Raw genomic sequence first — 23513 nt, 5'->3', positions numbered from 1 at the left:
GATTCTGCGCTGTTTCATCTTTTTTAATCGCCAACAGCTTTTCTTTCTATACCTATGCTTAAACCCGTTTTATCCCTATTTCTTACGGCTGCCAGCTTACTGGCCACAAGCCTGACGGCAACCGTGGTGGCCCAAAAATCGAAGCTGGTCATTATTGGCTACGTAACGGGCAACGGCTGGACTAAAGACCAGATTCAGGCCAATAAGCTCACCCATATCAACTACGCTTTCGCGGTCCCTTCTGCCGATGGGAAACTTGACCCCATGAACGCCCGCGACTCAGTGAACATGGCCAATTTGACCTCACTCCGGTCAGTGAACAAGGACCTAAAAATCCTCTTGTCGATTGGCGGTTGGGGCGGCTGCAAGTATTTTTCTGACGCAGCGCTAACCGATGCGTCCCGGAAGAAGTTTGCCGATGCCGCCGTAGCTCTGCTGAAAAAACATAAGCTCGACGGACTAGACATCGACTGGGAATACCCGGCGCAGATTGGGGCGGGTAATATCTACCGGCCCGAAGACAAACAGACGTTTACCTTGTTCCTGAAAGCCCTTCGCGACCGCCTGGATGAACAGGGTAAGGTCGACAAACGCCCGGTGTCAAACCATTACCTGCTGACGGCGGCAACCGGTGGCGACACTGCTTTCGTGAACAATACTGAACTCGCCAACGCGCAGAAATATCTGGATTACGTCAATATCATGACGTATGATCTGTATCATGGCAACGACAAAGTGTCGGGTCACCACAGCCCATTGGCGCAGTCGAAAATGGGCGGTCAGTCGCGGACAAACTCAATTTCGGCGGTAGAGGGACACATCAAAGCGGGTGTTCCAGCGAACAAAATCGTGCTGGGTATCCCCTTCTACGGTCGCGGCTGGAATGACATAGTCAATACCGAAGCCGCTACGCAGGCGAAAGGGTTGTATCAGCCTTCGACTGGCAAACACATGTTCATTGGGTACGATGAACTGGTGGAGAAATACATCAATAAAAACGGCTTTACCCGTTATTGGGACGCCGATGCCAAAGCCCCTTATCTCTGGAATCCAACAACGCGCACGTTCATTTCCTACGCAGACGAAGCGTCATTCGAGCCCAAAGTGGCTTACGTTAAAGAAAAAGGGTTAGCGGGCGTGATGTTCTGGGAATACATCTACGATTTGAAACAGCAGCAGAAGCTGTTCAACAAACTAGTTAGCGAAGTGCGGAAATAAGCTCTTTCTGAGCAATCAATACAGTAGAAACGAGAACTGCCCCAACACTACCTAGTGTTGGGGCAGTTCTCGTTTCTAGGCCAACAGCGGCTTTATCACCTTACCGTGCACATCGGTCAGGCGGTACCGACGGCCCTGGCTTTTGAAGGTCAGTTTTTCGTGATCAAGACCCAACAGATGCAATACCGTCGCCTGAAAATCGTGCACGTGGACGGGGTCTTTCACAACATTGTAGCCGAATTCGTCCGTTTCGCCGTATACCAGTCCTTTCTTGACACCAGCGCCAGCCATCCAGATCGAGAAGGCGCGGGGGTGGTGATCCCGACCGTAGTTATCGCGGGTGAGTTTGCCCTGCGAGTAAGGCCCCCGGCCGAATTCACCGCCCCAGATCACGAGCGTATCGTCGAGCAGACCGCGCTGTTTCAAATCCATGATCAACGCGGCCGATGGCTGATCAACGCTTTTCGCCTGGGTCTTGATATCCTTTGGCAAGTCACCATGCTGATCCCAGCCCTGGTGGTAGAGTTGTACGAACTTGACGTCTTTCTCGATCAGTTTCCGGGCCAGCAGGCAGTTGGCCGCGAACGTACCAGGCTTCCGGCTGTCGGGGCCGTACAAATCAAAAATATAGTCGGGCTCCCTCGAGATGTCGAGTGTTTCGGGCACGGAGGTCTGCATCCGGTACGCCATTTCGTACTGCGCCATCCGGTTGTTTATTTCCGGGTCCAGTACGTGTTTGTACTGCTCCTGGTGCAGTTTGGTCAGGTAATCCAGCATGCGCCGACGGCTGGTTTTGTCGATGCCCGGTGGATTATTCAGGTAGTAGACCGGGTCTGGCCCCGACCGGAATACGACGCCCTGATGCACCGACGACAGAAAGCCGTTACTCCACAGCTTGGCATACAGCGGCTGGTCACCGTCGCGCCCTTTGGACAGCAGCACCACAAACGCCGGTAGATTCTGGTTATCGCTGCCCAGTCCATAGCTGATCCACGAGCCGAAACTAGGCCGCCCCGCCTGCTGACTGCCCGTCTGGAAGAACGTAACGGCCGGATCATGATTGATGGCTTCAGTATGCATGGACCGCACGAAAGTCAGGTCGCTGACGATACGTTGGGTATGCGGCAGGAGTTCGCTCATCCACATCCGCCCCGGTCCGTACTGCGCAAATTTGTAGCGTGAGGCCGCCAGCGGAAACCGGCTCTGTCCGGCCGTCATGCCCGTTAGCCGCTGTCCTTTCCGCACCGACTCCGGTAAATCCTGCCCCCACATGGTTTCGAGCCGGGGTTTGTAATCGAACAACTCCAGCTGCGAGGGTGCTCCGCTCTGGAACAGGTAAATAACCCGTTTGACTTTGGGCGGGAAATGAGGTTTCCCCACGGCAGGATTATCTCCCGGTGTAGTACCACCAAACAGATTGGATGGATTCAGCAGCGACGCCAGCGCAATCGCGCCCAGGCCGGCACTGGTTTGGCCCAGAAATGTCCGGCGGCTCAACTGATCGTGAATCTGATCCTGAATGTCCATAACGCTGCTGTTTGAGTTGACCGTAAGCGGCCAGAAATGTTTATCGCTTGATAATGGCTTCGTCAAAGTTCATAAGCGTACTGGCCACCACCGTCCAGGCTGCCAGCTCCGTCGGGTCGAGCTTCGGATCGAGTGGGTACTCCCCAACCCGAAGCAGTGCCTGCGCTCGTTTTGGATTCCGTCTAAAATCGGCCAGTTCTTCGGTATGGAATTGCTGCATCAGTCTAACCTCCTCCGCCCGCGCGGGCCGACTGATGATGGCCTTGAAGAACTGATTGATCAGAGTTTGCTCATCCTGTTTTTCCGGCTTAGCCGCCAGTCGTTTCTGGACCAGCACCCGGGCGGCCTCCACAAACTGCGGATCGTTCAGCGTAACCAGCGCCTGTAAAGGCGTACTGGTTTTCTGACGTTTCACAATGCAGGTATGGCGTTCGGCTGCATCGAAATTGAGCATCATCGGCGGGGGTGAACTCCGTTTCCAGACCGTATACATCGACCGCCGGTAAAGACTATCGTTGTGGTTCTGCACGTATTTGACGGCATTTCGCGTAGCCAGGGCCTCCCAGATTCCATCGGGCTGATACGGTCGGACACTGGGTCCGCCAATGTGCCGGTTGATCAAACCACTGGCAACCAGAGCATTGTCGCGCACCTGTTCCGCCGAGAGCCGGTAACTGGGTCCCCGCGTCAAAAAGATGTTATCCGGATCGGCCTCGTGTCGCTTTTCCGACGCTACCGACGACTGCCGGTACGTAGCGGACATGACAATCAGCTTATGCATGGCTTTCGTATTCCAGCCCGACTCCCGGAATCGCACCGCCAGATAATCCAACAGTTCGGGATGACTCGGTAGGGCGCCCTGATTCCCAAAATCATCGCTGTTTTTGGCCAGCCCCTGCCCAAAGTACTGCTGCCAGAAACGGTTGACCATCACCCGGCTAAACAACGGATTTTCGGGCGTCAGTAACCAGCGCGCCAGATCAAGTCGGTTAAGTTGTCCCTTTTCTTTAGCGAGTACTTGTGGCAGGCTATGCAGCACGGCCGGTTGCACCACCTCGCCGGGGGCATCATACACACCCCGGTTCAGCAAATGTGTTTGGCGGGGTTGGCTACGCTCGTGCATGATCATGACCTGATTAGCATTGGTATACAGCATCAGCTGTTCACCACGCAGTTTCATGGCAGCCGTGAAGGCCTGCCGGTGTGTCGAATCCTGCGTACTGACGTAATATTGGTACAAACCAGCCCGTTGCGCCGGGCTACGCGCGGGATTCTGCCGGGCCGCAGCCAGCGCATCAGGTCCTCCCGCCAAACGAGGGAGTTCGAGGGGCGTCAGGCAACGGTTATAAATGCGAAGCTCATCAACGGCAAAGTCTTTGTAAAAATAATCGTGCATACGACCAACGTAAAACGGATGCTGTGCCCAGTGGGTCTTGTCTTTGCCGTAAACGATGCTGTGTTGCAGGTTGTCCGTAATGATCCGGGTTAGCGTCGGTTTGCCGTTCAAATACAGCGTCAGACCCTTTGCCTGTCCGCTACCATCATAGGTAAATGCCACCTGAAACCACTGATTAATGGGCACCTTTCCAACCGACTCTATATCGATCGCATTGGCTGGCCAGACATGACTTAGCGTAGCTTTCAGACGACCATCGGCCAACAAATCCAGTTGGTAGCCACGTTGGCCATCCATTGGCCCCGTTGTGCGCCCCAGTAAGGTCGCGGCTGTACCAGACTTCGTCAGTTTGAACCAGCTGCTGATGGTAAACGGCTGGTTCTGCTCAAAGACCGCAAACGTAGATGGCAGGCTGATATAACTGTCGCCGGGCAGGAAACGTGCCTTGCCGAACCGACCCGCTACGCTGTACGGCAGGTTATCCGAATCGCCCCCCAGCCAGGCAGGGATGGTATCGTTGACCTGATTCATAAAAGCGTTACGTGGATCTTTCAGCAGCTCTTCCTTTGACTTCCGTTTGGCAACTTCTTTCTTTTTGGACTCAGGCTTATCTGATTTTGGCTTCTTCGACGCGGCCATTTTTTTGGCATCTTCCTCCCGTTTTCGCTGCTCGGTCTGCGCTTTCACAAAGGCCCGGATGTCGCCCCGGTCGGCTTCGTCGAAGGTGTAGTGCGCAATGAGTCCTAAGTCAGGATTCGCAACCGGTTTTTTAGCCAGCCACTGGCTAAACCGCTGCTGGTAGTCGGGCCGGTTGCTGTTGAGCTGCCGGCGCAGGGGCGTTAGTTTCTCGCGAATGTAAGCCAGTTGTGCATCAACCTCGGGGGTTGTCAGCGTCAGCGTGGGCGATGCCTCACCGTTGTATGGAATCTGCCCCCGCTCGTTGTTGCTGTTGAAGAAGGCAAACAGCGAAAAGTAATCTTTCTGGCTAATGGGATCGTATTTGTGATCATGACACCGGGCGCACTCCGTCGTCAGACCCAGAAATGCCTTCCCGAACGTATTGACCCGGTCGGCTACGTACTCGACCCGGTATTCTTCGTCCACAATGCCCCCCTCCTGACTCTGCTGGTGATTACGATTGAAGGCCGTAGCGATGAGCTGGTATTTGTTGGGGTTGGGCAGTAAATCACCGGCCAGCTGCCAGGTCACGAACCGGTCGAACGACAGGTTGTGGTTATAGGCCCGAATAACCCAGTCGCGGTAGGGCCAGACCGTTCGCATGCCATCGTCCTGGTAACCGTGCGTATCGGCATAGCGCGCTACGTCGAGCCATTCGGCCGCCTGCCGTTCGCCATAGTGCGGGCTTTTCAGCAGTCGGTCCACCACTTTTTCGTAGGCGCTGGGCGATGTGTCGGCCAAAAAGGCATCGACTTCGGCTGGGGTGGGCGGCAGGCCCGTCAGATCCAGGCTCACCCGACGTAGTAAAGTCGATTTATCGGCTTCGGGATTGTGGAGCAGCTGACCCGCTTCCTGTTTAGCCCGCACAAAGCGGTCGATTTCGTTACGTACCCACGCGTTGTCCTTAACCGTCGGCAGTTCGGGGCGCGTTGGCGCAATCAGCGACCAGTGTTTTTTGTACTCCGCTCCCTGCTCGACCCAGCGCAGCAAAACAGCTTTCTCCTCTGAACTCAAACTCAGATGAGACTCCGGCGTGGGCATCATTACCTCCGGGTCATTACTGACGATACGATGAAAGATTTCGCTTTCCGCCAGGTCACCTGGTACGATAGCTCGTTTTCCCGATTCGGTCAGGGTTTCGTAGGCACCTTCGGGCGTGTCCAGCCGTAAACCCGCCTGCTGTTTGGCCTTGTCGGGACCGTGGCAGGCAAAGCAGCGGTCCGACAGAATAGGTTTGACGTGCAGATTGTAATCGATTTTCTCGGGAAGTTTCGCTTCGGCCACGAGGACGTCCTCCGGTTTTTTCACCGACGACTGGCAGGCCGTCAACCACACCGACGCCACGAATAACGTCACCGCAGCGCTACTCAGGATATGCTTATATCGTATGTCAGACCAATTCATCATATACGTTACAGCTTGCTATTGCCAACCAGGCACCATAAAACACAAATCTACCCGATAAAAATTCAATAATATCGTTGTAAAGAGCGGATTACTGACTTAATCAGTCCTTTTCTTTCTCCTCTTCGGATAAGGTTGTTTTTACAAAGTCTTCCACTTCCTGCTCAGTGAGCCCCCCAACTATGGTCAACTGTGGACGGGCTTTCTGTAAGCTGGCAATACCCGACTGGGTCGCTTTTGTCTGCCACATATAGACCGTTTTCAGACTTTTCAACCCGGCCAGTTGAGCCAGCCCGACGTCGGTAATGGACGTACCGTATAAGTTCAGGTATTCTAGGTTGGTCAGACCGGTCAGGTATTTCAGACCAGCATCGGTCACCTTCGTCTGTTCCAGATGTAGCTTTTGCAGGTTTTTGAGTTTCCCTACCTGAGCCAGTCCGGCGTTAGACAGGTTGGTTTCGCCCAGCTTCAGCCAGACGATCTGCTCGCTCAGTTTCGTCAGTTCTGCCGCCTGCGCATCACTAAACGACCGGGCATTGACAGTACTCACTTCCAGTTGATTGTTGGTTTCGGACAAAGGCAGCACCAGTAAACCCATTTTCCGTAATCCGGCCACTACGTTCGGATTGGCGGCTGGCACGTTCTTGGTTAAGACCGGCGATTCTGCCGCCGGGACGCCGGGCGTATCGGTAGTGGAATTAAACTGTCCTTTTCCCAGCGATGCCAGCGCCGGACGTACCGTCTCACTAACCTTCAGTTCGGCTACTTTTTTATTGAAGGGTGCTCCCTCATCAATCCACCAGGTTAGCAAAGCCACCTGGCTATCCGTTAATTGAGGTTTTCCCTTTGGCGGCATGTGGTGTTTATCGTCTTCGGGCAACAGACATACTTTTACCAACGTACTTCGTGCCCCACTTCCAGCAACCAGCACGGGTCCCTCTTTGTCTCCTTTCTTAATCTGTTCCGGATTGTCCAGGCGCAGGCCGCCCTTCGATTTGTCGGCACTATGGCATTGCACGCACCGGCTTTGCAGAATCGGGCTGATGATCTGTTCATACACTATCGCCTGATTCACGTCCGTAATCGGTTTCGCCGGTGGTACTGACTCGGCGGGCGACAGACCAGCTAATGTCCGGATGGGTCCGGGTGCGTACTGGATCAGATAATCAGAACCGTGGGTGAGATTTCCGCCCTGGTGCCCGGTAGCCAGCAGCAGTACAATCGCTACGCTTAATATGGGCAGGTACAATCGCTTTACGACGGGCAGAATTTGGCCCAGATTTTCCCGTTTAGCCGCCCAGGCCAGCCAGACAAAGCCGGCCACCCCAATCCCCAGCCACTGATGACTCGACAGCGTGTCGGCCTCGTAGCCACCACCTAGTGAGAGCAGGTAACCCAATACGCAGGCTAGTGTCGCACTAACCGCCGACCAGAATAGAATTAGGGTAATCGTATGTGGACTAACGGTATTCCGGCGCGTGATCCGGTCCAGTTCGAGCAGCCCGGCGATCAGGAAGAAGCCGATGGGTAGGTGGACGATAAGCGGGTGAAAATGCCCGAGAAACAACATCCAGTCAGCCACCTGCGTCGAATCGGCTAAGAGCAAAATTGATACGTTCATGCCTGATCCGCTTAACCAATCCGTTCCAGTTTGACGGGGTACGTCTTCTTCGAACTCCACTGTGCTACGTATAGGTTTTCGTCGCCGTCAACCAGCACGTCGTGTGGGTGCAGAAAGGGTGAGCCCGCGAATTCTTTACGTTGCTCCAAGAGTTTTCCCGCCTGATAAACCGGTACTGATCCGCCCGGCGTGGAAACAACTTTATCATTCTTGTCCAGAATCTGCACATAACCCGACTCGGCGTACTGTTCAGATGTGCTCCGGTAAACAGCGCCGTACAGATGATCGCCGTGAATGACCGGGCGGCAGATAAACGAACCCGGTAACGCAATGGTCGACAGGTATTTTCCGTCGAGGGTGAAGCGTTTAAGGGCGTTACGTCGCCGGTCGGTGATGATCAGCGTGGGCGTTGCCTGCCGTCGGTCGACAACGATCCCATGACAACAATCAAAGTTGGCGTCACCTTGGCCCCCGCCCCCAAACTGCCGAATAAGTTTACCATTGCTATCGTACTGCGTAACGTAGTTCAGGCCGTACCCATCGACCACATAAATGTCGCCATTGGCCGGATTGATGGCCGATTCGGTTGGTTTGAACTGCGTTGGATAGGCGTAGGTACCCGTTTCGCGCGGGTAATCAATCTTCATCAGCTCCCGCCCATTCAGGTCCGTTTTGATCACCTGATGCCGGTCGGTATCGCAGATAATCAGATACTGGTCGTTGCCTTCTCCACCAATGGTCAGGCCATGCCCGCCAGGGTAATCGTGTCCCCAGGTCCCAAGCAACTTGCCCGATTTATCGTACATCAGTACGTTATTTTTTGTCTCGTTGGTCAGCAGAATAATCCGCCCTTTGGCGTCCTGCACCATCTCGTGGCAGTCGTTAACCGGGTTCTTCCCCGCATCCAGAACGCCCCAGCCCGGCACGACCCGGTACCGGAAGTCATTGTGTCCCAGAATAATCGGTTCGCTCTTAGATGGTGTTGCTGATGCCGGCACCCAGGCAGCTGCGCTACTACCAGCGACCGTTGCCAGCACGGTCTGCCGAATGAAATCACGACGGGATGAAAAAGCCATATAGATACTGACTGTTATCGTTTCTTGACTACGGGTAGTATCTAAAGCAGATGGTACGGGATCTATACTGAACGGCGCAATAGCGTATACTTATCTAATCAAGCGCCCGCTTCATACACAAGCCAGGCAGTAATTCTTTCGCGCCAATATCAGTAAAAACCAGCCCTTTGCGCCTGTTATACGTATTGCCTCCAGCTCCACAATCAGCCTGCTGCATGACTTTACTACGTCTTTTTTTTCTTGTTACTCTGTCACTGACTTATACGATCAGTCCAGCGCAAAAAGCTACCCGCGTTACGCCCAAAAACGTTCCGAAACCAGCCTCAGCCTCCTGGTGGAAACAGAATAACCTGCGGGTTATTCAAACCAACCTACCCGCCTATGAAGCGGCTACACTCAATCCTGATTCGCTCGTGAAAGACTTATTGGCTTATTCGGCCAATACGCTGCTAATCAACGCGGGCGGTATCATGGCGTTTTACCCGACGCAACTCGATTTCCACTACACGAACCCCTACATGAAAACAAACATGCTGGGCGAAGTCGTCGAGAAGTGCCACCAGCACGGCATTCGGGTGATGGTACGGTTTGATTTCAGTCGGGTCCATGAAAGCATTTTCAAGGCCCACCCGGACTGGTGTTACGTATCACCGAAAGGCGAGCGGATCATTAACACGGACATGTATGTCGTGTCGATCAACGCGCCCTACGTGCAGGACAAAGCATTCCGGATCATCGAAGAGGTCATCGACCGCTACCCCATCGACGGCATTTTCCTGAACATGCCGGGTTATCAGATCAACAATCCCTACGAGGGGAAGTACCACGGCATCGACCAGAACGAATACGACAAAAAGCGCTTCGCCGATTACAGCAGGGGGTTAAAACTACCGACGGAAGAAAACAAAGCCGATCCCGTTTTTCAGACGTACCAAGCCTTCAAGAAATTCACGACCGACGACTGGACCAAGCGGCTTCATACGCTTATCAAGTCGAAGAATGATCAGATTGCCGTCTGTACCTACATGGACCAGTACGTCGATATTATTCGGCACGAATCGCAGACAAATAGTCTACCGTACTGGCCCTACTCGGCGTCGGACAACGTAAACAATGCCATCCACTCCTACCCGGATCACATCATCAGCAACAGCAGCATTCAGCAGATTTCGTTTCAGTCGCGCTACAACGCGGTCGAACCGGAAGAGGTCGCCATTCGGCTTTACGAGAACATCGCCAATGGTTCGGGTCTCGACATCAGCATGATGGGCGATATGCGGGGTTATGAGGACGAACGTAACTTTGGAGTGATCAAGCAGATTTACGCGCACCATAAGAAGTTTGAGCTATACTTCGGCAACTACAAATCCGTCGCCAAGATTGCCGTTATCGCACCGGGTTCCTGGCCGAGTGGCGGTCCCATGCAGGAATACCGGGGGATTCAGCTGATGTTGAAGGAGGCCCACCTGCCGTTCGATATTATCGAGGATTCGCAACTGGACAAACAGGCTAGCAAACTTAAGCAGTACCAACTTCTCATCTTGCCGGACATTACGTACCTCAGTCCGGCGGCCGTGCAGGCATTACGCGATGCTTCCCAACAGGGTACCAACTTGATTGCGACCAACACGACAATGTTCGACAATACGACAAGTTTGCAGGACCTGTTCGGCGCTAAAATCGTGAACCGCGACCATGAAGGCAGTGGCTTCTACCTCCGACCGGACAATAAGGAGCTGTTTAAGCGCTTGTCCGGACAGACGATGCTGTTCTGGAAGTTCAACCTGGGCTTGTACGACCTGAGTGGAGCTGACGCCCGATTCCTGCCCATTCTCGCTAAAGGACGTCCCGGACCACCAGAAATTATCGGCGGGCATGATCCAACGGGCTACTACGGCATGGCGACGAAAAAGTACGGACGGAGTACGAACGTGATTTTACCCATCAACCTCGGCCGGTTATACTACATGCATGGTTACCAAGAACACAAAAACCTTCTCCTCGATGCCATCGACCACGTTTTCCCCAACGCGGGACAACTACTACAAACGAATGCGCCGGAGCGAGTCGAAGTGATTGTGCAGCAGTACGGACGTAACGAACCAGGAAATCCAGCCCGCGAAACCGACGATGGTCTGATCGTACACCTGGTTAACCTGACCGGTTTCAGCGGCAATACGTATTTCAAGCCACTGCCGATTTATAACCTTACGTTCCGCGTCAAAGCCGATAAGAAACCAGCTTCCCTCCTGTCGATGGCTACCGACAAAGCCATTCCGTTCACATGGCAGGACGGCTACGTCAATTTTACGCTGGATAAACTCGAGCAGTTTGATGGCATTCTGATTAACAACTAATGGGTTGATTCAGGAAAGACAACTTTCCTGAATCAACCCATTAGCTTAATACATCTGGCCGTCTAACTCCAGGTCCGATCCCAGGATTCGACTTTGTTCCAGCTGTCGGACGGGGCGAAATATTGTTCGTCTTTCATCATGTGCTGTTTAGCAACGGCCTCATTCAGTTCCACACCCAGGCCCGGTTTGTCCGGCACCCGAATGAACCCCTTATTCACGATGGGTTTTTCGATACCCGTCACTAGATCCTCCCAGAAAGGCACGTCGACCCCGTGATGCTCCAGTGCAACGAAGTTCTGCGTAGCGGCCGCGCAGTGCACGTTGGCCATCATCGAAATGGGCGATCCAGCAAAGTGCATCGCCATCGGAATCCCTTTCTCTTCGGCGTAGTCACCAATCTTTTTGGTTTCCAGAATCCCGCCCGACGATGCCAGATCAGGCTGGATCAGGTCAACAGCTTTCGCATCAACGAGTTTAATAAACTCCTCTTTCAGATAGATATCTTCGCCCGTCAGCGTTGGAGTTTCGATCGCTTCGGTGATCTGCCGCCACTGGTCGTGGTAGAACCAGGGCACCATGTCTTCCAGCCAGGCTAGCTGGTACCGCTCCAACCGCTTGCCCAGCCGGATCGCCGTATTAACGTCGAAGTGGCCAAAGTGATCGGCGGCCAGCGGCATGTCGTAGCCAATAGCATTACGCACCTTCTCGACGTAATCGGCCAGAATATCCAGGCCTTTGTCGGTCACCTGCACACGCGTGAACGGGTGTTTCGTCATGCTGTAGCTCCCTACCTGCCGGGGACCGACGGGGGCGTTGCCAAACTGGCGTTTTACGTCCCAAACGCCCGCGCCAATGAGGGTACCGGGCGTATCGGCCAGCAGCTCAATACCAAAATCCATTTTCAGAAACGTAAAGCCTTTGTCAATCCGCTCCGCTTTCATCTTCTTGGCAAACGCGGTCGGATCTTTTTCTTCAGGCGTATCGGCATACAAACGTACCTCATCACGGTATTTGCCGCCCAGCATCTGATAGACGGGAACCCCGTACGCCTTACCGGCCAGATCCCAGAGCGCCATTTCGACCCCGCAAACACCACCTGCCGCCCGGCCGTGCTGCCCGAACTCTTTGATGACCTTGAACAATTGTTCGACATTGCAGGGGTTTTTGCCTAGAATCCGGCTTTTCAGAAAGAGCGCGTATTTGGCGCTAGCTCCGTCACGCACCTCACCGTAGCCCGAAATACCCTGGTTGGTGTCAATCCGGATGATGGGACTCGTGAACGGAACGCCCGTCAGCACCGCCACCCGCATATCCGTAATGCGTAGATCGGAGGGTTTGGAACTGCGATTGACTTTTTGGCTGATGTATTCGACTTCAGCATGGGCGTCGTGGTCGAACAGCATACCCAGCGCCAGACCACCCAGCGCCGATTTTTTTAAAAAATTGCGCCGGTCCGCCGGGGAGGGCGTTGCAGCGGGAAACGACTGGGGAGTAGACGGTACCGGAGCGGGCCGGGTGTAGGCAAAACGATCCAGAAGGTTTTTCATAGGGACTAAGAGTTAGGAATTGGTATCGATTTACAGCGTGGCAATACGTTTCTCGAGTTCCTGCGCCGACATCTTCACTTTGTCCGGGTGCGCCTTGAGCCAGGACCGGAACGTCGTGATGATAGCAGCGCTCCATTTCATATCAATTTCACCCGGGGTGTATTTACCCTCCCGCAGCATCTGATGCCCAAAATCGTCCTGCAGCGATACCCATTCCGAGCTGGTAATGACCTTTTCGGCCAAGTGCGCCGGAATGAAAATGACGCCTTCTTTCTTGCCCAGCACCAGATCGCCCGGCAGCACTGTTGTGCGGCCAATGCGGATGGGGCAGTTGATGCCCGTCATGATCATTTCCTTGATGTACGACGGATCGACACCCCGCACGTAGCCTACAAACCCATCAATTTCTTCAAGCCCTTCGAGATCGCGCACCCCACCGTCGAACACCACGCCGGTTTTGGATTTGGCGTAGATGGAGTTACCCAGATTGTCGCCGATCAACGTACCGTCAATGATTTTCCCGAAGCCATCCGCTACGTACACGTCGTTGGTTTGCAGCACATCAATTGGCCAGGAATTGGGTGAACCGGATCGTTTTTCGGCTTTACCCTTTTCCTTGATCGGCTTTTCCATATCCGGGCGCGACGGCATGTACTGCGCCGTCACGACGCGCCCCGCCAGGACTTTGTCCGGGTGAATAATTTGCCAGCCCGCTTCGAACTGGTTGTTATACCCTTCATTTTTCATCACGCCCCAGGCCTCCTCAATGGAAATGTTTTTCAGCCGTTCGACCAGGTCATCCGGCACTTTCGGGCGACCGTCGGGGTAGCGTTCGCCCTTCCATTCCTGCGAATAAGCCATGATGGCGTCTTTGGTCGCGCCGATCTGCTGAGCCTGTATTTTGGCGCACAAACCGAGCAACGCAGTGGCTAGTAACAAGGTACTTTTCATCGTATTCATTCGGTCATAAATTGATTATCGTCCTATGAAACCAGCCCTGCGATTCGTGATTCGCAGGCAGCTTTTTGGTTCTAGTCGCTTTTACCCGACAAACCATCCTGTTCTCTTTTCGCACAAGCTAATTTTCAAGGCGATTTACTTATCCCAAAAGACACGCGTGTCCAGATCGTCGGCCCCCTGTCGGCTCACGGCAGCATTGTAGTTGTCGGCATTCACCGATTTTTCGTTTAGCGGGTACGTTAGCCGCCGGATGAAATTTCCGGTAATTGTTTTGCCAGGATAGGCATTAGGCGTCAACACGGGGTAACCGCTACGCCGGAAGTTTGCCCAGGCCTCGGGTCCGTTCAAAAACGATGCTACCCAATACTGGTTGTTGATTTGTTCCAGCGCCTTACTGGCATCGAAGGGGTTAGCCGTCAGGTAGGCCGTAATATCGGAAGTTGCTATCGTCGCCGACGCGTCGTACTCTTTCGTCTGGTTCAGGCTCGCCGTTACCCCGTTCGTGTAGTACGTAGCCGCACTTCCCGTCGTCCAGCCCCGCTGAGCCGCTTCGGCCAACAGCAGCTGGGTTTGTCCGTGGGTGATGAAATGCTGCACCGCGTCCACTTTACCCACCGTCCGCCGGTTCACCTGCGAGTATTTCCATCCGCCCGACCCAATGCTGCCCGCGTAGTTGGGCGCATTAACGATACTACCGTTGTCGTAGCCAATCGGGAAGCCAATCTGATTAGCCGGTGTTACGTCAGCCGTTATAACGCTTACATCTTTCGACGGCTCACTATACTTGGCCGCAAAAACACCCAGGCGAGGATCGTTGGTCCGTTTTAAGTACGTAACGAAGGGCTCAGCCAGGTAGAAACTGGCTTTTTCCGTACCGTTCCACAGGTTACTGAGCGGATTGTTGAAAATGCTGGAGTACTGAATTTTGACATTGTCATCATTCGATTGCATGACCCCGCCCGCCACGGCCTTCTGCACGTACGACTGCGCTTTTGCCGCATCTACTTTTGATAGACGCATAGCCACCCGCAGCATCAGCGAGTAGCCCAGCCGTTTCCATTGAGCGATGTTCCCCCGGAAAAACAAATCGCCGGTTTCAATTCGCTTGTTCGCATCCAGCGCGGCCGTAGCCTGCTCCAGTTCGTTTAGCAGGTCATTATAGATGTCCTGCTGGTTATCGTATTTCGGCAGATTGACTCCCTGCAAGTACGCTTGCCCGGCCTGGCTGTAGGGCACATCGCCATACGTATCGACCAGCACCTGAAACACATACGCCTTCCAGATTCGGGACATGTTGTAGAGGTTACTCCGGTTCGCGTCGCTCTTCGTCTGGTTCAGGACGTCACTCAACAGTTTCACCGGGCCACTACCACTGTTCCCCGTCCCGCTATACATGAAGTTCCAGTTTACCGTCGTGTTGGCGCGGTTATCCTGGTTGTAGTTACCGCCGTTGTTGACCCCACCATAAGGGGTAATGATCTGCTGGACAATAGCTTCTTCGTAAATGATTGTCTGCGCGGACATCGTTGTTGAAAACTCCGCGTTGGTAAACAGATAGATTGGATCGATCGAAGTCGACTGAACCGGATTGCGGTTGATTTCTTCAAATCCTTTGTCGCAACTGCTCAGCCCTGCCCACAGCAACGCCGTGGTCAATAGAATGTATGTCTTTTTCATCGTCGGAAGAGGACAGAATGGGTCAGAACTTGAAATTTAGGTTAGCGCCGTAGCTACGGGTTGTTGGCAGGGAGTGCGTTTCAATCCCCTGAATATTATCAGACGCCCCCGCAACGGCTTCCGGATCGAGGTTATCCACGTATTTTTTGATCATCAGGACGTTGTTGCAAACCAGCGACAGCGTCAGCCCTTTGATGAATGTTTTATTGACAAATCGGGAGAAGTCGTACCCCACCGATAGTGCCCGCCACCGAATGAAGCTAGCGTTATAGACAAATGGCTCAGCCATGTTGGTACTGCGGTAGCTGGAGTAGAAATCTTCAGCTTCGACGGCCCGTGTGTTGCGGGATCCGTCCGCGTTAACGCCGTTAAATACCACCCCACCTTCGCGGCCAACCAGGGACGCTTTCGACAGACCGTGGCGCAGGAAGTTCAGGTTCGAGTTGGAAATCAGCTTATGCCCGCTCTTAAAGTCGATTTGAGCAAATACCCGAATGCCTTTGTAGGTGAACGTATTGAGCCAACCGCCCGTCCATTTCGGGATTGCGCTACCAAAAGTGGTAATGTCCCCCGCTACGGGTTTGCCACCCGACAGGATAATGTTTCCCTGCGCGTCGCGTTTGTAGGCAATACCACGTAACGACGCCATCGGCAATCCTACCTCGTGCCACACCTCGCCGAAAAAATCACCCTGACCAACCTTCAGTCTTTGCTGTCCATTGGCCAGCGCCAGTACCTGGCTCTCGTTGTACGTCAAATTAAGCGTTGTTTCCCAGTTAAATGCCTGCTTAACCGGTACCAATGTCAGCAACATTTCAACCCCCTGGTTGCGGAGTCGTCCGACGTTTACCTTCGTTTTATCATAGCCCGACGCCGTCGATACGTCGACGTTCAGAATTTCATCGACCGTATTTTTCCGATAGAGCGTCAGGTCCAGATTGACCCGGCTATTGAGCGCCCGTAGTTCCAGACCAACTTCAGCTTCTTTAATTTTCAGCGGCCGCAGGGATGAGTTGGGGCTAACGTTGCTGGTGATAAAGCCCAGCGCCTGCCCCTGAATCGTGTTGGCATTCAGCCCGTAGTAGAGGTTGTTCTGGTACGGGTCCGTATCGCCCCCCGCCACGGCATAAGCCGCCCGAACTTTAGCATAGTTCAGCCAGGATGGCCGCACGGAAAGCGCATCGCTCAGTACCAAGCTACCGCTGATGGATGGGTAAAGATAGCTGGGCTGGGCCAGGGTCGAGAACCAGTCGTTACGCGCCGTTACGTTGATAAACGCATAATTCTTGAAGGAGAACTCGGCCGCGCCATACAACGAATTAACCTGCTTGCGGCTGTAAGCATACTGCGGGTCTTTGGCCTGCCCGTTCTGGATGGTGTACAGTCCGCGAATGTAGAAGTTCGTAGCCGATGCGTTGTTGTTCGTGTACGTCTGATCCAACTGGTTACCTCCCAGCGTTACGTCGATACCGAAAGGGCCAAAGTTGCGGTTAGCACCCAGTAGGAAGTCCAGGTTGCGCTCCCGGAACGTAATGATCTCCTGGTAGTAATAACCGTTGAAACCAGTCGCAGCGGCTGATAAGGACCGAGTTCCGGTAGGTCTGTTGAAATCGTAGGGACGAGCGTAGTAATCTTGCCCAATCCGCCCCTGTACGTACAGCCAGTCGGTGAACTGATACCGTAAGGACGCGTTGCCAAATAGCCGGTCGCGACGTACGTTCTCGAAACGGTCATAGGCCACCCAGTACGGGTTGTTACGATTCGTAAACCGCGATGTAGCCAGCTCGTACCCATTGGCGTCATACCGGTTATCGCGTAGGGTCGCCATGTCAACCGTTGTGGCAGTGGTATACACCGTTGTGTTCGCGTTCAGATCCTGCAATCCAACCTGCGGTGGATTGTGGTTGAATTCGTTGGAGTAATTGGCGTTGATATGCGTCGAAAATTTGGGCGTAAACTGATACGTCAGGCCCAGGTTAAGGATTTGCTTGTGAAAATCCGAGTTGGGAATAATCGCCTTGGCATCGGTGTTGGAGAACGAAATCCGGAAGCCCCCTTTATCACTCCCGCCCGATAGCGCCACCGTGTTCGTCCAGGTCGTACCCGTCCGGTAAAACTCCCGGATACGATTGCGGTTAGCTAAGTAAGGGCGCTGAACGCCATCAAACTGGAACGTTGGCTTACCATCGATTTTTTCACCGAAGCTAAATACGCCCGAACTTTGAGCTTCTCCTACCGTTGTTGGACGCTTGCCGTATTCCCCTTGCCCGTACTCATACTGGAAATCGGTGTAATCCAATGCCTGATCGGCCGTAAAGTTTGAGTTGACCTCTACACCAATCCCCGCGTTCCGACGGCCAGTTTTGGTCGTAATAACAATAGCGCCGTCTTTAGCCCGAAAGCCATACAGCGCTGCCGCCGTCGACCCTTTCAGCACTGTTAACGTCTCAATATCGTCCTGGTTGATACTCTGCAAGCCATCCCCCGCATCAGCCGCCGATCCGCTGCGGTTCGTTGTGCCATCGGTATCGCCCTGACGACTGGAGAAGTTCGAGTTGTTGATGGGGACACCGTTGACGATGATCAAAGGCGAGTTGTCGCCCTTGAACGACGATTGACCCCGAATCCGGATTTTCGACGTACCGCCCGGTCCGCCCGTGGGTGCCGTTACGTTTACCCCAGCCACTTTGCCCTGCAAGCTGTTCCCCAGGTTGACCGTCCGGTTTGTGGTGATCTGCTCGGTGTTAACAATGGCCGTGGCGTACCCTAGCTTTTTGGCTTCCTTCTTGATACCCAAGGCCGTCACAACTACCTCGTTCAGGTTTTGCAACGATTCTTTAAGCACGACATCAATCTGTGTCTGGTTTCCAACCGTTACTTTCTTCCCCTCGAAACCAATAGCGCTGAACACCAGTACGGCATTATCCGGCGGGTTGATGGTGTATTTGCCATTCGCGTCGGTCGTGGTGCCTAGCTGGGTTTCTTCAACCAGAATCGTTACGCCCGGAATGGGTTTTCCCCGCTCATCCGTTACCAGTCCGGTAACGGTTGCCAGTGACGATTCATGCGTACTGATAGATGGACTGACGTCCGCTCTTGGATCAACTTTCCGTAGAACGATACGTGAGCTAACTTCCTCGTAGATTACCCCGATAGGCGTCAATAGCTCGTTTAGTATCGCGGACAACTTCTGATTTTCAGCGCGCAAGGATACCTTCTTTGTTGTCTGAATGGTTTGCAGACTGTAGACAAACCGGACGTTGGCCTGCTTCTCAATCTGAGACAACGCATTCTTTACGTCCACGGATTCCAGTTTGATGGACAGGGTCCGATTCAGAATTTCCTGCGCGCGGGCGGAATGGGCGCTCACGGCACCACTGCCAATACTAAGCAGCAGTACATACGCAGCGCACCAATGCAGTACATTCCGCCACGGGAATGATACGTAGAACCTATTTTTCATATAGATACAGGGGTTTAAGAATATGCAGATTGTATTGGCTGTCTGAACCAATAAGGATTTATGCACCAGACCGAGATCGACTCAATCGTCTTGATCTCAGACTAGTTTTCTAAGATTGATGAAGTTAGATCAGTGCTACTATTGGCATCCCAGACCATGAATAGAAATGCTGGTGCCTCGGGTTTCGTATTCGGCGTTGAGCGATTTACAGATCAGTTCAAGCTGACTGTAGAGCGGCAGATCGGTTAAATCTGCCGTTAATACGCAGGCACTAAGGGCATCATTTTCCAGGAAAATATCAATCCCATAAATCGCCTGCAGTTGGGTCAATACGTCCTGTAGCGGGACCCCCTCGAAGATTAATTGCGGGGGCTGGCGTCTGGTAGTCAATCTGGCCGGACGGTCAACCAGACTCGGAATCAGCTGCTTTCGGTGGACACTGAAGTCAATTTTCTGGTTTGGCTTCAGGATCACCTCTTTCCGCTGCTTCATCCCCCGGTCGGCAGTCTGATAAACCGCTACCCGACCAGTCAGAACGGCTACTTCGACTTCTTTTTCGTCGGCGCTGGCTTTGATCGTGAAGCTCGTTCCCAACACTTCGGTTACCAGCTCGCCGGTATGGACAATAAAGGGTTTGGCCGGGTTTCGCTTTACGTTAAAAAAGGCTTCTCCTTTCATCGATACGGTCCGGTGATGCCGGGCAAAATGGACTGGGTAGCTCAAGACAGCGTTGGGCTGCAACCGAATTATAGTCCCCTCTTCCAATCGAATTGTCTGTGGTCCACTACCCGTATTACGCACTTCGCGGTTTTCGCTAGGCGACGAAAGCTGCACCAATTGGGTCCTTTCCTGCGTACTTCCGTTACGTAATACCCAACCGATGCCAAGCAAAACAATCATCCCACAGGCAACAGCTATCCACGGCTTTCGGAAAAACAGCGGCCTCAGCCGTGGCTTCCCCTTAATTGTCGTCAAGACTCGTTTCCACAATCGCTGACGAATAATATGCTGTTCGTCAATATCGAGCGGTGGTAACGGTTGATTACCGATACGTTCGAACCAGTCAATGACTATTTTTTCCTCAGCAGGTTCACAGCCGCCGGCAAGGTACTTCTGAAGTAGCTGGTCAAACTCGTACTGTGACATGGAAAGGTTATTTCAGGTTGTAAAAAGGAGGCAGTCGTAGAAAACGGCCTAGTTATAGTTGTGGTAGGCTCTCAGGTTTTCCTTCAGTAGTTTGGTGGATTTAGTAATATGGTATTCAACGGCTTTTTCCGACAGATTCAATAAACTGGCAATGTCCTTCACAGACTGATTTTCGAACCGACTCAGCTTAAAAATCTCGCTGGTCTTCTCGGGTAGCTTTTTCATAACCTCCTTGAGTGCGTCGGACAAATCTTCGTAATTGACCAGTTCCTCCGTGGAGAATGATTGCTGCATCTGGTGGAAAATCAGGTATTCCCGCAGTTTGCGATGGTTAATCTGCGATTTGATATAATTCGTGGCCAGGTGTTTCATGGCTACCATCAGGTACGCCCCCAGATGGCTGATAACAACTTGCTGCCGCCGGTTCCAGATGCTCTCGAACAGATCATGCACCAATTCTTCCGCTTCTTCTTTGGTACCGGTCTGGTGGTAGGCCAGTCCAAATAATTTGTACCAATACCGATTGTATATTTCTTCAAAGGCAACAGTGTCGCCGTCTTTGAGAAACAGTACGAGTTGCTTATCGGAAATCGACTGGTACTTCATCCGAGGTGGTTGGTGGGCAGTTTGTGTATAGTCAACTAGAAGAATAAAATCCCTAAATGATTTTAAAAATAATTCTAATAGTACAGTCATAGCGAAATAAATATAAATTTTCTCATATATCATAAAACTTTGCCGACCAGATAATTGAGAGTGTACTTCTATCAAAAAGTAGTCGGGAAATACTTTCAGGCAGAAAGGGAGCTTTTACAATACATTTAATGTTTTCGATGTATTAAACACAACATCGCTATGATTCCCTTTTCTGTGCTGGATCTTTCGCCGATTATGGCAGGCAGTTCGGCAGCCCAGTCTTTTCGTAATTCGCTGGATCTGGCGCAACACGCCGAGGCCTGGGGTTACAACCGATTCTGGCTGGCCGAGCATCATAATATGACGGGCGTAGCCAGTGCTGCTACCTCGGTGGTTGTTGGCTACGTGGCCGCGGGCACCCAGAAAATCCGTGTTGGCTCGGGCGGAATCATGTTACCGAACCATTCGCCCCTGGTTATTGCAGAACAGTTTGGTACGCTGGAATCCATGTACCCCGGTCGGGTTGACCTAGGATTAGGTCGGGCCCCTGGTGCAGACGGTGCAACGGCCTACGCCTTGCGTCGTGACTTAACCGGTCCTGATACGTTTCCGCAGGATGTGGTCGAATTACAACGCTATTTTCAGGAAGCCGTGCCCGGTCAACAAGTTCGGGCGGTACCCGGTGCTGGTCTGAACGTACCAATCTGGATACTAGGATCAAGTCTATTCGGCGCTCAGCTAGCGGCCTTACTGGGACTCCCTTATGCCTTTGCATCGCATTTTTCGCCGAACGAACTGATGCGGGCTATTCAGGTATACCGCAGCCGGTTCAAACCATCGGAGCAGTTGGAAAAGCCTTACGTCATGGTAGCGGCCAATGTTATTGCTGCTGATACCGACAGGGAAGCACAGCGACTTTATACGTCGCTCCAGCAGCAGTTTATTAATATTCGTTTTGGCATGCCCGGCCCAATGCCGCCCCCGCTGGATACCCCAGACAGAGCCTGGTCCAGTTCCGAGCAGGCGATCATCGATCACACATTACGGTACTCAGCGGTAGGCTCCCGTGACACGGTGAAGGACTGGCTGAAGCGGTTTATTGACCAGACGCAGGCTGATGAGTTGATTCTGACCGGCTCCATTTTCGATCACCAGGCTCGGCTTCGTTCGTTCGAAATTGCGATGGAAGCACGTAACGAACTGGTGGAAGAAGAGCAACTGGCCGACGTCCACAACTAGGTCCGCTGGCGTTAATTCTAGGTCTGTGCAGCAGCGTCAGTCTTGTAGAGTTGCGGGGAAAGGGCAACCTTTGTGCTTTGTTAATCTGCAACATTAGTACGCATTTTCATGCTTGATCTGATTCGTCACGAACTAACCGAAGCCCAGTCCGTACTGGATACGTTTTTAAATAACCCCGATCATCTTACTGCGATCGAACAGGCGGCCACGCTGATGGCTGACGCGTTGAAGAGCGGTAAGAAGATCATTTCCTGCGGCAACGGTGGCTCCCACTGCGATGCCATGCATTTTGCCGAAGAGTTGTCGGGGCGTTACCGGGATAACCGGCGTTCATTGGCCGCAATTGCCATTTCTGACGTAAGCCACCTATCGTGCGTCAGTAATGATTTCGGTTACGAATACGTATTCTCCCGTTTTCTGGAGGGTTTGGGCAACGAAGGTGACGTATTACTCGGGCTAAGTACCAGCGGTAACTCGGGCAACATTATCCGGGCCGTTGAGGCAGCTCGCCAGAAAGGCATGAAAGTCGTGCTACTAACGGGGAAGGATGGTGGCAAACTGGCTGGACAGGCCGATGTCGAAATTCGCGTTCCTCATTTCGGCTATGCCGACCGGATTCAGGAGATTCACATTAAGGTTATTCACCTGTTTATTCTGCTCATTGAAAAGCAGGTTATTGGGTAAATAAGAACGGCGTAGCTGAGATTCTCAGCTACGCCGTTCTTATTTATTTTCCGTTAGGATACTAATCTTTAATAATCTCCCCCCGCTCCGCCACCGCCGAAGCTACCTCCCCCGAAGCCCCCAAAGTCGCTTCCGCCACCTCCTCCACCGCCGGAGCTTCCCCAGCCGGAGTATGTTGACGTTGGAAAGAAAACAGGCGGGAAGAAACCCCCACCCCGGTTTCGGTTATTACGTCCTCCACCACCGTTTCGACGGGAGAGAAAGAAGACCACGATCATGACCACAATGATGATGAAAAAGATACCGGCGCCACCACCACTCGACTCACCGCGGGGTTCGGCTTTATATTCACCTTGCGCACGCTGGACAATTTCCGTCGTGGCAGCATTCAGTCCTTCGTAATACTGCTTCTGCTTGAAGGCCGGGACAATCTTGTTCGATATAATTCGCTTGGCAATAGCGTCAGGGATAGCTCCTTCCAGACCGTAACCCGTCGCGATGAATATTTTCCGGGTCTGCGTTGCCCAGGCCAGCACTAGTCCGTTATTTTTCCCTTTCTGCCCGACCCCCCATTTCCGACCAACCTGAAAGGCAAAGTCACCAATAGGATACGGCTCCGTACTTTTGACAATGACAATGGTGATCTGCGTAGACGTTGAGTCGTTGTAGGACCGTAACTTCTGCTCCAGACTTGACCGTTCGCTACTACTCAGAATCCCCACAAAATCGTTGACCAGCCGGGGTGGATTGGGTCGATTGGGAATTACCGAATCGGCGCTGCTTACCTGCGCCTGTACCTGACAGGCAAACAACAGCAGCAATAGCGACAAAAGCCAGGCTGTTGGTCGAAACCCATGAAATGTTGAAACAGATTTATTCACAGA

At 52.9% G+C, this 23513-nt stretch carries 15 protein-coding genes; 4 read left to right on the top strand and 11 right to left on the bottom strand.

The features are described from left to right. Positions 1-54 precede the first annotated feature (54 nt). Positions 55-1218 (top strand): glycoside hydrolase family 18 protein, encoded by a 1164-nt coding sequence (locus ACYVAD_RS14470; RefSeq protein WP_461140214.1) that lies wholly within the window; start codon positions 55-57, stop codon positions 1216-1218. Positions 1219-1293: 75 nt separating this feature from the next. Here ACYVAD_RS14470 and ACYVAD_RS14465 read toward each other — a convergent pair whose 3' ends face one another. The 4 genes from ACYVAD_RS14465 to ACYVAD_RS14450 form a co-directional block, all read right to left on the bottom strand. Continuing rightward, entirely contained in the window at positions 1294-2745 is a 1452-nt protein-coding gene (locus ACYVAD_RS14465; protein WP_461140213.1) for a DUF1501 domain-containing protein, read from the bottom strand. A gap of 40 nt (positions 2746-2785) precedes the next feature. After that, a complete protein-coding gene (locus ACYVAD_RS14460) occupies positions 2786-6226 on the bottom strand; it encodes a DUF1553 domain-containing protein (protein ID WP_461140212.1) in 3441 nt (1146 codons plus the stop codon). A 100-nt stretch (positions 6227-6326) separates the two neighbouring features. After that, positions 6327-7844, bottom strand: a complete 1518-nt coding sequence (locus ACYVAD_RS14455) for a c-type cytochrome domain-containing protein (RefSeq protein ID WP_461140259.1) — start codon at positions 7842-7844, stop codon at positions 6327-6329. Between the two features lie 11 nt (positions 7845-7855). Then, a complete protein-coding gene (locus tag ACYVAD_RS14450; RefSeq protein WP_461140211.1) occupies positions 7856-8920 on the bottom strand; it encodes a 6-bladed beta-propeller in 1065 nt (354 codons plus the stop codon). A 215-nt stretch (positions 8921-9135) separates the two neighbouring features. On the opposite strand from ACYVAD_RS14450, the gene ACYVAD_RS14445 reads away from it, so the two are divergent. Further along, positions 9136-11277: an alpha-amylase family protein gene (locus ACYVAD_RS14445; protein WP_461140210.1), complete on the top strand. Its 2142-nt coding sequence runs from the start codon at positions 9136-9138 to the stop codon at positions 11275-11277. 62 nt (positions 11278-11339) lie between these two features. Here the strand turns inward: ACYVAD_RS14445 and ACYVAD_RS14440 are convergent, their stop codons facing one another. The 6 genes from ACYVAD_RS14440 to ACYVAD_RS14415 all read right to left on the bottom strand — a co-directional run bounded on the left by ACYVAD_RS14440 (position 11340) and on the right by ACYVAD_RS14415 (position 20676). Next, positions 11340-12824: a mandelate racemase/muconate lactonizing enzyme family protein gene (locus ACYVAD_RS14440; RefSeq protein ID WP_461140209.1), complete on the bottom strand. Its 1485-nt coding sequence runs from the start codon at positions 12822-12824 to the stop codon at positions 11340-11342. A gap of 30 nt (positions 12825-12854) precedes the next feature. Continuing rightward, positions 12855-13775 carry an RraA family protein gene (locus tag ACYVAD_RS14435; RefSeq protein WP_461140258.1) on the bottom strand — a complete coding sequence of 307 codons (921 nt, stop codon included), beginning with the start codon at positions 13773-13775 and terminating at the stop codon, positions 12855-12857. A 144-nt stretch (positions 13776-13919) separates the two neighbouring features. Further along, a complete protein-coding gene (locus ACYVAD_RS14430; protein WP_461140208.1) occupies positions 13920-15461 on the bottom strand; it encodes a SusD/RagB family nutrient-binding outer membrane lipoprotein in 1542 nt (513 codons plus the stop codon). 22 nt (positions 15462-15483) lie between these two features. Continuing rightward, positions 15484-18924 (bottom strand): SusC/RagA family TonB-linked outer membrane protein, encoded by a 3441-nt coding sequence (locus ACYVAD_RS14425; protein ID WP_461140207.1) that lies wholly within the window; start codon positions 18922-18924, stop codon positions 15484-15486. Between the two features lie 138 nt (positions 18925-19062). After that, complete coding sequence (locus ACYVAD_RS14420; protein ID WP_461140206.1) at positions 19063-20070, bottom strand: FecR family protein; 1008 nt, start codon at positions 20068-20070, stop codon at positions 19063-19065. Between the two features lie 48 nt (positions 20071-20118). Next, a complete protein-coding gene (locus tag ACYVAD_RS14415) occupies positions 20119-20676 on the bottom strand; it encodes an RNA polymerase sigma factor (RefSeq protein WP_461140205.1) in 558 nt (185 codons plus the stop codon). Between the two features lie 249 nt (positions 20677-20925). On the opposite strand from ACYVAD_RS14415, the gene ACYVAD_RS14410 reads away from it, so the two are divergent. Both ACYVAD_RS14410 and lpcA read left to right on the top strand, forming a co-directional pair. Continuing rightward, positions 20926-21945: an LLM class flavin-dependent oxidoreductase gene (locus ACYVAD_RS14410; protein WP_461140204.1), complete on the top strand. Its 1020-nt coding sequence runs from the start codon at positions 20926-20928 to the stop codon at positions 21943-21945. A 108-nt stretch (positions 21946-22053) separates the two neighbouring features. Further along, the gene (gene lpcA, locus ACYVAD_RS14405; RefSeq protein ID WP_461140203.1) at positions 22054-22629 is read left to right on the top strand and encodes a D-sedoheptulose 7-phosphate isomerase; all 576 of its coding nucleotides are present in this window, start codon (positions 22054-22056) and stop codon (positions 22627-22629) included. 68 nt (positions 22630-22697) lie between these two features. Here the strand turns inward: lpcA and ACYVAD_RS14400 are convergent, their stop codons facing one another. Then, positions 22698-23510, bottom strand: a complete 813-nt coding sequence (locus ACYVAD_RS14400) for a TPM domain-containing protein (RefSeq protein WP_461140202.1) — start codon at positions 23508-23510, stop codon at positions 22698-22700. Positions 23511-23513: the final 3 nt, after the last annotated feature.

The sequence above is a fragment of the Spirosoma pomorum genome (assembly GCF_054776615.1).
Note: the sequence above shows the minus strand (reverse complement) of the source record. Positions and strands in the feature narration are given on the sequence as shown.

Excerpts from the sequence above, each read along its gene's own strand:
- ACYVAD_RS14470 (WP_461140214.1), top strand. The coding sequence starts at position 55 with ATGCTTAAACCCGTTTTATCCCTATTTCTTACGGCTGCCAGCTTACTG.
- ACYVAD_RS14465 (WP_461140213.1), bottom strand. The coding sequence starts at position 2,745 with ATGGACATTCAGGATCAGATTCACGATCAGTTGAGCCGCCGGACATTT.
- ACYVAD_RS14460 (WP_461140212.1), bottom strand. The coding sequence starts at position 6,226 with ATGATGAATTGGTCTGACATACGATATAAGCATATCCTGAGTAGCGCT.
- ACYVAD_RS14455 (WP_461140259.1), bottom strand. The coding sequence starts at position 7,844 with ATGAACGTATCAATTTTGCTCTTAGCCGATTCGACGCAGGTGGCTGAC.
- ACYVAD_RS14450 (WP_461140211.1), bottom strand. The coding sequence starts at position 8,920 with ATGGCTTTTTCATCCCGTCGTGATTTCATTCGGCAGACCGTGCTGGCA.
- ACYVAD_RS14445 (WP_461140210.1), top strand. The coding sequence starts at position 9,136 with ATGACTTTACTACGTCTTTTTTTTCTTGTTACTCTGTCACTGACTTAT.
- ACYVAD_RS14440 (WP_461140209.1), bottom strand. The coding sequence starts at position 12,824 with ATGAAAAACCTTCTGGATCGTTTTGCCTACACCCGGCCCGCTCCGGTA.
- ACYVAD_RS14435 (WP_461140258.1), bottom strand. The coding sequence starts at position 13,775 with ATGAAAAGTACCTTGTTACTAGCCACTGCGTTGCTCGGTTTGTGCGCC.
- ACYVAD_RS14430 (WP_461140208.1), bottom strand. The coding sequence starts at position 15,461 with ATGAAAAAGACATACATTCTATTGACCACGGCGTTGCTGTGGGCAGGG.
- ACYVAD_RS14425 (WP_461140207.1), bottom strand. The coding sequence starts at position 18,924 with ATGAAAAATAGGTTCTACGTATCATTCCCGTGGCGGAATGTACTGCAT.
- ACYVAD_RS14420 (WP_461140206.1), bottom strand. The coding sequence starts at position 20,070 with ATGTCACAGTACGAGTTTGACCAGCTACTTCAGAAGTACCTTGCCGGC.
- ACYVAD_RS14415 (WP_461140205.1), bottom strand. The coding sequence starts at position 20,676 with ATGAAGTACCAGTCGATTTCCGATAAGCAACTCGTACTGTTTCTCAAA.
- ACYVAD_RS14410 (WP_461140204.1), top strand. The coding sequence starts at position 20,926 with ATGATTCCCTTTTCTGTGCTGGATCTTTCGCCGATTATGGCAGGCAGT.
- lpcA (WP_461140203.1), top strand. The coding sequence starts at position 22,054 with ATGCTTGATCTGATTCGTCACGAACTAACCGAAGCCCAGTCCGTACTG.